Origin of the sequence: Streptomyces sp. NTH33 (assembly GCF_003236365.1) — a bacterium.
In the GTDB taxonomy this organism is placed as follows: domain Bacteria; phylum Actinomycetota; class Actinomycetes; order Streptomycetales; family Streptomycetaceae; genus Streptomyces.
In genome coordinates, this window is the sequence record NZ_POTZ01000228.1 from 1 (window position 1) to 11,323 (window position 11,323).

9 protein-coding genes are annotated in these 11,323 nt (G+C 70.2%); 6 read left to right on the forward strand and 3 right to left on the reverse strand.

Translation table 11 applies throughout. The features are described 5' to 3' along the window. Positions 1-582 (reverse strand): NYN domain-containing protein (locus tag C1I97_RS21240; protein WP_146608253.1); only part of this gene is annotated, 582 nt, incomplete at its 3' end. A gap of 234 nt (positions 583-816) precedes the next feature. Between C1I97_RS21240 and C1I97_RS40025 the strand changes: the two genes are divergently transcribed. Continuing rightward, complete coding sequence (locus C1I97_RS40025) at positions 817-993, forward strand: hypothetical protein (RefSeq protein ID WP_181446832.1); 177 nt, start codon at positions 817-819, stop codon at positions 991-993. An 82-nt stretch (positions 994-1,075) separates the two neighbouring features. Here C1I97_RS40025 and dnaE read toward each other — a convergent pair whose 3' ends face one another. After that, positions 1,076-4,615: a DNA polymerase III subunit alpha gene (gene dnaE / locus C1I97_RS21245; RefSeq protein ID WP_111004810.1), complete on the reverse strand. Its 3,540-nt coding sequence runs from the start codon at positions 4,613-4,615 to the stop codon at positions 1,076-1,078. Positions 4,616-4,840: 225 nt separating this feature from the next. Between dnaE and C1I97_RS21250 the strand changes: the two genes are divergently transcribed. The 4 genes from C1I97_RS21250 to C1I97_RS21265 all read left to right on the forward strand — a co-directional run bounded on the left by C1I97_RS21250 (position 4,841) and on the right by C1I97_RS21265 (position 9,596). Next, complete coding sequence (locus C1I97_RS21250) at positions 4,841-6,178, forward strand: DUF2252 domain-containing protein (protein ID WP_111004811.1); 1,338 nt, start codon at positions 4,841-4,843, stop codon at positions 6,176-6,178. A 58-nt stretch (positions 6,179-6,236) separates the two neighbouring features. After that, positions 6,237-6,935: a hypothetical protein gene (locus C1I97_RS21255; protein WP_111004812.1), complete on the forward strand. Its 699-nt coding sequence runs from the start codon at positions 6,237-6,239 to the stop codon at positions 6,933-6,935. An 83-nt stretch (positions 6,936-7,018) separates the two neighbouring features. Then, positions 7,019-7,843: a thioredoxin domain-containing protein gene (locus C1I97_RS21260; protein WP_111004813.1), complete on the forward strand. Its 825-nt coding sequence runs from the start codon at positions 7,019-7,021 to the stop codon at positions 7,841-7,843. A 91-nt stretch (positions 7,844-7,934) separates the two neighbouring features. Next, a complete protein-coding gene (locus tag C1I97_RS21265) occupies positions 7,935-9,596 on the forward strand; it encodes an alkaline phosphatase D family protein (protein ID WP_111004814.1) in 1,662 nt (553 codons plus the stop codon). A 21-nt stretch (positions 9,597-9,617) separates the two neighbouring features. Here C1I97_RS21265 and C1I97_RS21270 read toward each other — a convergent pair whose 3' ends face one another. Then, positions 9,618-10,187 carry a dienelactone hydrolase family protein gene (locus C1I97_RS21270; RefSeq protein WP_111004815.1) on the reverse strand — a complete coding sequence of 190 codons (570 nt, stop codon included), beginning with the start codon at positions 10,185-10,187 and terminating at the stop codon, positions 9,618-9,620. A gap of 107 nt (positions 10,188-10,294) precedes the next feature. Between C1I97_RS21270 and C1I97_RS21275 the strand changes: the two genes are divergently transcribed. After that, on the forward strand, positions 10,295-11,323 hold a 1,029-nt coding region (locus C1I97_RS21275; protein ID WP_111004816.1), incomplete at its 3' end, for a mechanosensitive ion channel family protein.

Consider the following 11,323-nt stretch of genomic DNA (forward strand, 5'->3'; position numbering starts at 1 on the left):
GGGCGCGGGCGGGGTCGCGCAGACGCCGCCGAGCTCCTTGGCGCGGACGGCCTTGGTGATCCACGTACGGTCCAGGACGCGCCGTTCGTCGGCCTCGGCGACCAGGTCCTCGGACTGGTTGTAGTCGCCGTCGGCGGCCTGCACCGCCCACAGGTGGACGGCGACGCCGTGTTCCTTGGCGGCCATCATGCCGGGCAGCAGGTCGCCGTCGCCGGTGACGAGGACGACGTCGGAGCAGGCGCGGTTGCGGGCCAGTTCGGTGAGTTCGGCGTGCATGGCGGCGTCCACGCCCTTCTGCGCCCAGCGTCCGTCGCTGCGGGTGAGCGCGCCGAGCCGGACGGTGACCCGGGGCATCACGCGCAGCCGGCGGTGCTCGGGCTGCGGTACACGGTCGGGAGCGCCGTCGAACCAGTAGATGCGCAGCAGGGGCCGCTGCGTGTCGGACTCGGCCTGTTCGCGCAGCCCCTGGACGAGGGCGGTGTGGTCCACGGTGATCCGGGACCGCGACGGCTCCCCGGCGAGGAGACTCGCGGCGGCCCCCAGCAGATACCCGGCGTCCACCAGGACGATGCAGCGGTCCACGCGATCCACCCTCTTTCCGGGAGGTTGCTTCGGGTTTGCTTCGGGCTTGCTTCGAGTCTGCCCGACCCGGCCGGGGTTAACGGCCCGAACTCGATCATCGGCGTGGCGTTTCCGGGACCGGCGGTCCGATGACCCGTGTTACATACGGTAATTATCCGACATGCGTTCATTGTCGGCCTGTGTGAGTCTGGTCCCGGCCCTGGCCCCTAGATCCCCCGCAGGAGGCTGATCACCATGGCCAAGAACCGGAAGCAGGACCGCAGCCGGCAGAAGACGTCCGTGGCCGCGAACGGCCCGCAGGAGACGGAGCACTCCGTGACGGAGCCGCAGCCCGAACATCACCACGGGCCGCGGACGAGTCCCGCCGATACGGACCGCAAGGGACGTCAGAAGCGCTTCGGCCACAACTGAGGCCGCCGGCACGAGCCGTTGAACGAGCCCGCGTGACGGCGAGGGGCGTACCCGGTGTTCCCGGGTACGCCCCTCGCTCGCGTCAGCCGGCCAGGCAGGACGGGCCGAGCAGCACCTTCAAGTCGCCGAACAGCGCGGGGTCCGGCTTGACCCGGTGCCGGTCCAGGCGCAGCACGGTCGTCTTGCGCGGCCCCTGCAGCTTGATGCGGACCTCGCTGTCGCCCTTGTGGTGACTGAGGATCTCGCCGAGGCGGCTGACCATGGGCGGGGTGACCTTCAGGGCGGGGATGGTGAGGATCACCGGCGCGTTGGCGCCCGCGGCGGACAGGTCGGGGACCATCAGCTCCATCGCGACCAGGCGGGGCACGTCCTCCCGCTTGTCCAGCCGGCCCTTGACGAACACCACGGCGTCCTCGACGAGTTGGGTCGACACCAGCTGGTACGTCGCCGGGAAGAACATGCACTCGATGGAGCCGGCCAGGTCCTCGACGGTGGCGATCGCCCAGGCGTTGCCCTGCTTGGTCATCTTGCGCTGCAGGCCGGAGATGATGCCGCCGATGGTGACGACCGCGCCGTCGGCGTGCTCGCCGCCGGTGAGCTGGGCGATACCGGCGTCGGCCTTGTCCGCGAGCACGTGCTCCAGGCCGAACAGCGGATGGTCGGAGACGTACAGGCCGAGCATCTCCCGCTCCTGGGCGAGCAGATACGTCTTGTCCCACTCCTCGGTGGAGAACTCCACGTCCAGCCCGAAGCCGGGCTCGTCGCCGGTCTCCTCGCCCATCCCTCCGAAGAGGTCGAACTGGCCCTCGGCCTCCTTGCGCTTGACCGCGACCACGTTGTCGATCATCGGCTCGTACTGCGCGGTGAGGCCCTTGCGGGTGTGGCCCATGGTGTCGAAGGCGCCGGCCTTGATCAGCGACTCGGTGGTGCGCTTGTTGCAGACCACCGCGTCGACCTTGTCGAGGTAGTCGGGGAAGGAGGCGTACTTCCCCTTGGCCTTCCGGGTCTTGATGATCGACTCCACGACGTTGGTGCCGACGTTGCGCACGGCGGACAGGCCGAAGAGGATCACGTCGTCGCCCTGCGCGGCGAAGTTGGACTCGGACTCGTTGACGTTGGGCGGGAGCACCCGGATGCCCATGCGGCGGCACTCGTTGAGGTAGACCGCCGACTTGTCCTTGTCGTCCTTGACCGAGGTCAGCAGCGCGGCCATGTACTCGGCGGGGTAGTTGGCCTTCAGGTAGGCGGTCCAGTACGACACCAGGCCGTACGCGGCGGAGTGGGCCTTGTTGAACGCGTAGCCGGCGAAGGGGACCAGCACGTCCCACAGGGCCTGGATGGCCTCGTCGCTGAAGCCCTTCTTGCGGGCGCCGGCCTGGAAGATGACGAAGTTCTTCTCCAGTTCCTCCGGCTTCTTCTTGCCCATCACGCGGCGCAGCACGTCGGCCTCGCCGAGCGAGTAGCCGGCAACGATCTGGGCGGCCTTCTGCACCTGCTCCTGGTAGACGATCAGGCCGTAGGTGACGTCCAGGACCTCCTTGAGCGGCTCCTCCAGCTCCGGGTGGATCGGGGTGATCTCCTGCTGGCCGTTCTTGCGCAGGGCGTAGTTGGTGTGGGAGTTCATGCCCATGGGGCCCGGCCGGTACAGGGCCGAGACGGCGGAGATGTCCTCGAAGTTGTCGGGCTTCATCAGGCGCAGCAGGGAGCGCATGGGGCCGCCGTCGAACTGGAAGACGCCGAGGGTGTCGCCGCGCTGGAGCAGTTCGAAGGTCGTGGGGTCGTCCAGCGACAGGCCGAGGAGATCGATGTCGATCCCCTTGTTGGACTTCACCATCTTGACGGCGTCGTCCATGATCGTCAGGTTGCGCAGGCCCAGGAAGTCCATCTTCAGCAGGCCGAGCGACTCGCAGCTCGGGTAGTCCCACTGCGTGATGGTCACGCCGTCGGTGTGCCGGACCCAGACCGGGACGTGCTCGGTGATGGTCTCGCTGGACATGATCACGCCGGCCGCGTGCACGCCCATCTGCCGGACCAGGCCCTCCACGCCGCGCGCGGTGTCGATGACCTTCTTCACGTCCGGTTCGTTCTCGTACATCGAGCGGACCTCGCCCGCCTCCGAGTAGCGGGGGTGCTCGGGGTCGGTGATGCCGGACAGCGGGATGCCCTTGCCGAGGACGTCGGCGGGCATGGCCTTGGTGATGCGGTCGCCCATCGCGTACGGGTAGCCGAGCACGCGCGCGGAGTCCTTGATCGCGTTCTTGGCCTTGATGGTGCCGTAGGTGCCGATCATGGCGACCTTGTCGGCGCCGTACTTCTCCGTCACGTACCTGATCACCTCGACGCGCCGGCGCTCGTCGAAGTCGATGTCGACGTCGGGCATCGAGATGCGCTCGGGGTTCAGGAACCGCTCGAAGATCAGGCCGTGCGGGATCGGGTCGAGGTCGGTGATGCCGAGGGCGTAGGCGACGATCGAGCCGGCCGCGGAGCCGCGGCCGGGGCCGACGGCGATGCCGTTGTTCTTGGCCCACATGATGAAGTCGGCGACCACGAGGAAGTAGCCCGGGAACCCCATCTGGATGATGACGTCCATCTCGTAGTCGACCTGCTTCTGGCGGTCCTCGGGGATGCCGCCGGGGAAGCGGCGCTCCATGCCGCGGCGGACCTCCTCCTTGAACCAGGTGACCTCGGTGTAGCCCTCGGGGATGTCGAACTTGGGCATGAGGTCGCGCTTTTCGAACATGCCCGTGGTGTCGACCATCTCGGCGACCAGGAGCGTGTTGGCACAGCCCTCCTGCCAGGCGTCCGAGGAGTCGATGGCGTACATCTCCTCGGTGGACTTCAGGTAGTAGCCGGTGCCGTCGAACTTGAAGCGGTCGGGGTCGGAGAGGTTCTTGCCGGTCTGGATGCACAGCAGGGCGTCGTGGGCGCCGGCCTCGTGCGCGTAGGTGTAGTGCGAGTCGTTGGTGACCAGGGGCGGGATGCCGAGCTTCTTCCCGATCTCCAGCAGGCCGTCGCGGACCTTGCGCTCGATGTCGATGCCGTGGTCCATCAGCTCCAGGAAGTAGCGGTCCTTGCCGAAGATGTCCTGGTAGTCGGCGGCGGCCTTCAGGGCCTCGTCGAAGTGGCCGAGGCGCAGCCGGGTCTGCACCTCGCCGGAGGGGCAGCCGGTGGAGGCGACGATGCCCTCGGACCACTGCGCGATGGTCTCCTTGTCCATGCGGGGCCACTTCTGCAGCCAGCCCTCGGCGTAGGCGTCGGAGGACAGGCGGAAGAGGTTGTGCAGGCCCGTCCTGTTCACCGCCCACATCGTCTTGTGGGTGTAACCGCCGGAACCGGAGACGTCGTCCCGCTTCTGGTGCGGCTGGCCCCACAGGACCTTGCGCTTGTTGCGCCGGGACTCGGGGGCGACGTACGCCTCGATGCCGATGATCGGGGTGATTCCGGCCTTCTGCGCGGAGTGGAAGAAGTCGTACGCCCCGTGGAGGTTGCCGTGGTCGGACATGGCGATGTGCGTCATGCCCATGTCGTTGCAGGCCTTGAACATGTCCTTCAGCCGCGCGGCACCGTCCAGCAGCGAGTACTGGGTGTGGACGTGCAGGTGCGTGAAAGGCGGCTTCGACACGGTTCGGCCTCCATCGAGAACAATAGGCGGTGACGGGGTGCGGACAGTCCGGGGAACAGCCTCGAAGTCTAGGCCCCGGCACTGACACCCGGGCCGGGTCCGCGCCGTACCCCCGGGCGGGAGGGCGCGGGCACTCCGTCGCACCGCCGGACGTTGGTGTGAGGGAAGGCCCGGCCGGACCCACTCCACACGTCAGCGCACCACCGCACCTGGAGGCACCCCGCGATGTCGGTCCACCCGCTCAACGACGAGCAGCGCGGCAAGGAGATCCTCGCCGTCCTCGACACCGCCTTCGGCGATCTCCTGACCGCCGACCCGGCCGCGTTCCGCGCCACGTACCGCAGGATGGCGTCCTCCGCCCTCGCGTTCCACCGGGGCACGGCGTGTCTCTTCCACCACGACCTGGGCGCCGGGAGCGCCGGGCGGGCATCCAGCGGTCGGTACCTGGACGAGCGCACCTCGCGCGTGTGGATCCACGGCGATCTGCACGCGGAGAGCTTCGGCACCCACCTGGACGCGAACGGCTGTCTGGTCTTCGGTGTCACCGGCTTCGACGAGGCGTACGTCGGCCCGTTCACCCGGGACCTCGAGCGCTTCGCCGCCTCCCTCGCCGTCCTCGGGTACGCCAAGGCGCTCAGCGACGAGCAGATCACCGGGCTGGTGACCCTCTACGCGACCGCGTACCGCGACCGGATCCACGCCCTGGCCACCGGCGCCAAGAGCGACGAGGTGCCGCCCTTCACCCTGGACACCGCCGAGGGCCCCCTCCTGGACACGCTGCGCGACGCCCGCTCCCTGACCCGCCTCGGGCTGCTGGAGTCCATGACCGAGATCCGCGACTTCGAGCGCCGCTTCGCGCCCGGCGGCGGCTCGATCGAGCTGGACGCCGCCACCCGGTACAAGGTCCTCGCGGCCTTCGACGGCTATCTGGAGACGCTGCCGGACGCGTCGCTGGCCCGCCCGGACTCCTACCGGGTGAAGGACGTCGCCGGCCGCCGCGGCTTCGGGACCGGCCCGGCCGGGCTGCCGTCGTACGACATCCTCCTGGAGGGCCACAGCGACGCCCTGGAGGACGACGTGGTGATCTCCATCAGGCAGGCGCGGAGCCCGGCGGCCTCCCAGTACGTCACCGACCGGGCGGTCCGCGACCACTTCGAGCACCAGGGACACCGCACGGTGGTCTGCCGGCGCGCCCTGCAGACGCACGCCGACCCGTGGCTGGGCTGGACCGAGCTGGACGGCGCGGGCCAGGTGGTCGCCGAGGTCTCGCCGTACGCCGTCGGCCTGGACTGGGGCGACATCGACGACCCGGAGGAGATCGCGCAGGTGGTCGCCGACCTGGGCCGGGCCACGGCCGCCATGCACGCGGCGGCGGACGACCTCTCCGGCGAGTCGCTGGTGCCGTTCTCCACCGAACGGGCCATCGACGCGGCGATCGCGGGCGACGAGGAGGGCTTCGCGCCGCTGCTCGTCGACTTCGCGCACGCGTACGGGGCACGCGCGCGTGCCGACCACCAGATCTTCGTGGACCTGTTCCGCAACGGGGGCATTCCGGGTCTGTGACGAACAGGGCCCCTTTAGCAGTTCCTTACCGGCCCACGTGACACACTCGTATCTCGCTATGGACATATCCGGGACCCACCTCAGAGCCGTGCGCGCGGCGCTGTTCACGGCCGTGGTCGTGACACTCAGCACCGCGTCGCACGTGCTGCTGTCCCAGGTCCCGCTGCCGCTGAACACGGTGGCCGCGGTCGCGGCCGCCGTGTTCGTGCTCGCCTACGCCCTGGCCGGCGGCGAACGCGGCTTCGGGCGGATCGCCGCCCTGCTGATCCCGCTGGAGCTGGCCGCCGACACCGTCTTCACCACCGGCCAGCACGTCTGCTACGGCGCCGCGGGCGGCCCGGTCACCGGGCCCCTGCGCTCGGTCGGCTTCGACCTGCTGTGCGGTGGGAGCACCGACGTAGGTGCCCCGCTGGCGCGGATGACCGGTACCGACACCGACCGGCTGGCCGCCCTGCTCGCCCACGCCGACCCGGCCACCGCCTGGCTGCTGCTGGCCGCGCACATCGGCGTCGGTCTGCTCGCGGCCGGCTGGCTGCGGCGCGGCGAGCGGGCGCTGGCCCAGCTGCTGCGCGCGGTGGCCGCGACGACGTTCCGGCCGCTGCTGGTCGCGGTGGCGGCGGTCGCGGTCCGCCGGACCCGCGCGGTACGCCGACCGGCGCACCCCGCACCGGACCACTGCGCCCTGCGCACCCGCCTCCTCGTGCACTCCCTGGGACGGCGCGGACCGCCGTGCTCGGTCCCGGCCGCTGTCGTCTGAACGGCGGCGGCCTTCCGAGCCCGGCAGTCCCCCACCCGTACCCCGCGCAGGACAGCTGCGCGTCTCACAGGAGAACACCGACCATGAGCAAGCGGAACAGCCAGACGGCGAAGACGGCGGCCCGGGAGCGGCTGCGCGCCGAGCGCGAGCGCCAGGCCAAGCGGGCCAAGATCAAGCGGCAGATCGTCGTCGCCTGCTCGGCCGTGGCCGTGGTGGCGGCGGCCGGCGGCATCGGCTACGCCGTCGTCCAGGCCAACAAGCCCGGCCGCTGGGATGCCGCGAAGGACCAGAAGGTCGTCGCCCCGGCCCACACGACGGGCAAGGACGGCACGACGGTCGTCATCGGCAAGGACACCGCCAAGAAGACCCTCGCCGTGTACGAGGACCCGCGCTGCCCCATCTGCGCCCACTTCGAGCAGTCCGTGGGCCCGACCGTCAAGAAGGACGTCGACGAGGGCAAGTACAAGCTGCAGTTCGTCGGGGCCACCTTCCTCGACGGCAACCTCCAGGGTGAGGGCTCCCGCAAGGCCCTGAGCTCGATGGGTGCCGCGCTGAACGTGAGCCCCGAGGCCTTCTTCGAGTACAAGGCAGCGCTCTTCTCGGCCAAGTTCCACCCCGAGGAGACCGACGACAAGTTCAAGGACGACGCCTACCTGATCAAGGTGGCGGACACCGTCGACGCCCTCAAGAACAACAAGGCGTTCCAGAACGACGTCAAGAACGGCACCTTCGACAAGTGGGCGCTGGTCATGAGCGAGAAGTTCGACGAGGACGGCAAGAAGTACGACTTCCAGGGCACCCCGACCCTCGTGATGGACGGCAAGAAGGTCACGGGCAGCGACGGCCAGGGCGCCCCCATGACGGCCGGCGACTTCACCACCGCGATCGACAAGGCGCTGAAGGGCTGACCCCTTCCGCGGCGTAATCCGCGTCGAAGAGCGGGCGAACTTCTGCCGTTCGCCCGCTCTTCGCGTGTACTGATCAGTAATCTGATCGGCCGTGACCAGTCGACACAGAACCTCCGAGAGCCTCGGCTCCCCTGCCCCGCGCCGCCGTACGGTCGTCAAGGCCGCGGCGGCCACTGCTGTCCTGGCCGGGCCGTTCACCGCCGCGCCGCCCGCGCGGGCGGCCACCGGGGCGCCCGCCTTTCTGCACGGTGTCGCCTCCGGTGATCCGCTGCCGGACGGCATCCTGCTGTGGACCCGGGTGACCCCCGTGTCCGAGGCGATACCCGGCTCCGGGCTCGGCCCGGACACCGAGGTGAGCTGGACGGTGGCCGCCGACAAGGCGTTCACGAACGTCGTCGCCGAGGGGACGGCCACCGCCACAGCCGCCTCCGACCACACCGTCAAGGCCGACATCCGGGGCCTGAGGCCGGCCACCGACTACTGGTTCCGCTTCTCGGCCGGCGGCACCGAGTCCCCCGTCGCCCGCACCCGCACCGCGCCCGCCCACGACGCCGCCGTCGCGGGCCTGCGCTTCGGCGTGGTCTCCTGCGCCAACTGGGAGGCCGGCCACTTCGCCGCCTACCGCCACCTCGCGGCCCGCGGCGACCTCGACGCCTGGCTGCACCTCGGGGACTACATCTACGAGTACGCGTCCGGCGAGTACGCGACCCGCGGCAAGGTCGTACGGCCGCACGCGCCCGCCCACGAGATCCTCACCCTCGCCGACTACCGCACCCGGCACGCGACGTACAAGACCGACCCCGATCTGCAGGCACTGCACCACAAGGCGCCGGTCATCGCGATCTGGGACGACCACGAGTTCGCCGACAACGCCTGGGCGGGCGGCGCGGTCAACCACACCGAGGGCGCCGAGGGCACCTGGAGCGCCCGTCAGTCGGCGGCCAAGCAGGCCTACTTCGAGTGGATGCCGGTGCGCCCGGCCATCGAGGGCACCACCTACCGGCGGCTGCGCTTCGGCAAGTTGGCCGATCTGTCCCTGCTGGACCTGCGCTCCTTCCGCTCGCAGCAGGCCGCCACGGGCAGCGGCTCGGTCGACGACCCGGACCGTACGCTCACGGGCCGCGCCCAACTCGCCTGGCTCAAGGCCGGTCTGAAGGCGTCCGACACCACCTGGCGGCTGGTCGGCAACTCGGTGATGGTCTCCCCGTTCGCCGTCGGCTCGCTCCCCGCGGACCTGCTCGGTCCGCTGGCCAAGCTGCTGGGTCTGCCGCGGGAGGGCCTGGCGGTCAACACCGACCAGTGGGACGGCTACACCGACGACCGCCGGGAGCTGCTGGCCCACCTGCGCTCCCACGCCATCCGCAACACCGTCTTCCTCACCGGCGACATCCACATGGCGTGGGCCAACGACGTACCCGTGGACGCCGGGACGTACCCGCTGTCGGCGTCGGCCGCCGCGGAGTTCGTGGTCACCTCGGTGACCTCGGACAACCTCGACGACATCGTCAAGGCCCCCGAGGGCACGGTCTCGGCGGTCGCCGCGCCGGTGATCCGCGCCGCCAACCGGCACGTGCACTGGGTCGACACCGACCGCCACGGCTACGGCGTACTGGACATCACCGCCGACCGGGCGCAGATGGACTACTACGTGCTGTCCGACCGCACCAGGGCGAACGCGACCTCCGTCTGGGCCCGTTCCTACCGCACGCGCAGCGGCACGCAGAAGGTCGAGCGGACGTACGACCCGGTGTAGGGCGTGTCGCGGACGTCCCGGCTACAGACTGTCGAGAAAGCCGAGCGCCACCCGCCAGGTGGCCTCGGCGGCCTTTTCGTCGTAGTCCGGCAGTCCGGGGTCGGTGTAGAGGTGGCCCGCCCCCGCGTACCGGTGGATCTCCACATCGGCGCCGATCCGTCCCATCCGCAGGTACCAGGCGCTGAGCCAGTCGTCCGTCTCGAACAGGTCGGGTTCGGCCACGTGCAGCTGGACGGGCAGGCCGTCGGCGCTCGCGTTCGGCGCGATGTCGGACGTCCCGTGCAGGAGCAGCAGGCCGCGGGCCTTGTCGTCGCCGAGCGCGAGGGTCTGCGCGACGGCGGCGCCGAGCGAGAAGCCGGCGTAGACCAGGCCCCGCTCCGAGTAGGGCGCCGCGGCCGGCACGGCCCGCTTGAGCAGCTCGTCGTTGCCGACCTCGTCCCTGAAGGCCCTGGCCTCCTCCACCGAGTCGAACGTGCGGCCCTCGAAGAGGTCCGGCGTCCACACCTCGTGCCCGGCGGCGCGCAGCCGGTCCGCGGCCTGCCGCACCGCGGGCCTGAGGCCGTAGATCGAGTGGAAGAGCATGATGTTCATGAGGCCATGGTGCCAGCCGGGTACGACAACGCCCGACGGCGACCGTATCCAGGAAGGGACGGAAGTCACATGTTCATGCACGTGTCCCGGCGGTTAGGCGCCCAGGCATGGAGAACATACTCCGCCCGCTGATCGTGGTCGGCGGCTCAGTCGTCCTCACCCTGGTCATCGGCTGGGCCACCGACCTGCTGCTGCGCAAGGCCGACGGACGGCACCACGACACACCGTTGTGGGGTCTGCTGCGCCGTGCCCGCGTCCCGTACCAACTCGTGCTGTGCGCGGCCCTGCTGAGAGGGTCCTACGACCAGGCCGAGCTGCTGGAGGAGCACCGGGCCGGCATCGGCCGGACGCTGACCCTGGTGCTGATCGGGTCGGCCGCCTGGCTGATGATCCGGATCGCGGGGGCCGTCGTGGAGACGTCGTACTCGCGCTACGCCAGCGCCCGCGCCCACCGGGATCCGGCCCGGGTGCGGCGGGTGCGCACGCAGGTCGAGCTGATCATGCGCGTGGTCTCCGCGGTCGTCATCGTGGTGGCCGCCGCCTCGATGCTGCTGACCTTCCCGGCGATGCGCGCGGCCGGCGCCTCGCTGCTGGCCTCGGCCGGCATCCTCGGCATCGTCGCCGGTGTCGCCGCGCAGTCCACGCTGAGCAACATGTTCGCCGGGCTGCAGATCGCCTTCGGCGACATGGTGCGGATCGGTGACACCGTGGTCGTGGAAGGAGAGTGGGGCACGGTCGAGGAGATCACGCTGACCTTTCTGACGGTACGGACCTGGGACGAGCGCCGGATCACCATGCCGGTCTCGTACTTCACGTCCAACCCGTTCGAGAACTGGTCGCGCGGCACCCCGCAGATGACCGGCACGGTCTACTTCCACCTGGACCACTCGGCGCCCCTGGGCGCGATGCGCGAGAAGCTGCGCGACATCCTGCGCGAGTGCCCGGCCTGGGACGGCCGCGCCTACAACCTGGTGATCACGGACACCACCCCGAGCACGATCCAGGTACGCGCGCTGATGACGGCGAAGGACGCCGACGACATCTGGACGGTCCGCGTCACGGTCCGCGAACAGCTCCTCCGCTGGCTCGGCGAGCAGCACCCCTATGCCCTTCCCCGCGTCAACACGGCCGAGGCG

Excerpts from the sequence above, each read along its gene's own strand:
- C1I97_RS40025 (WP_181446832.1), top strand. The coding sequence starts at position 817 with ATGGCCAAGAACCGGAAGCAGGACCGCAGCCGGCAGAAGACGTCCGTG.
- C1I97_RS21250 (WP_111004811.1), top strand. The coding sequence starts at position 4,841 with ATGTCGGTCCACCCGCTCAACGACGAGCAGCGCGGCAAGGAGATCCTC.
- C1I97_RS21255 (WP_111004812.1), top strand. The coding sequence starts at position 6,237 with ATGGACATATCCGGGACCCACCTCAGAGCCGTGCGCGCGGCGCTGTTC.
- C1I97_RS21260 (WP_111004813.1), top strand. The coding sequence starts at position 7,019 with ATGAGCAAGCGGAACAGCCAGACGGCGAAGACGGCGGCCCGGGAGCGG.
- C1I97_RS21270 (WP_111004815.1), bottom strand. The coding sequence starts at position 10,187 with ATGAACATCATGCTCTTCCACTCGATCTACGGCCTCAGGCCCGCGGTG.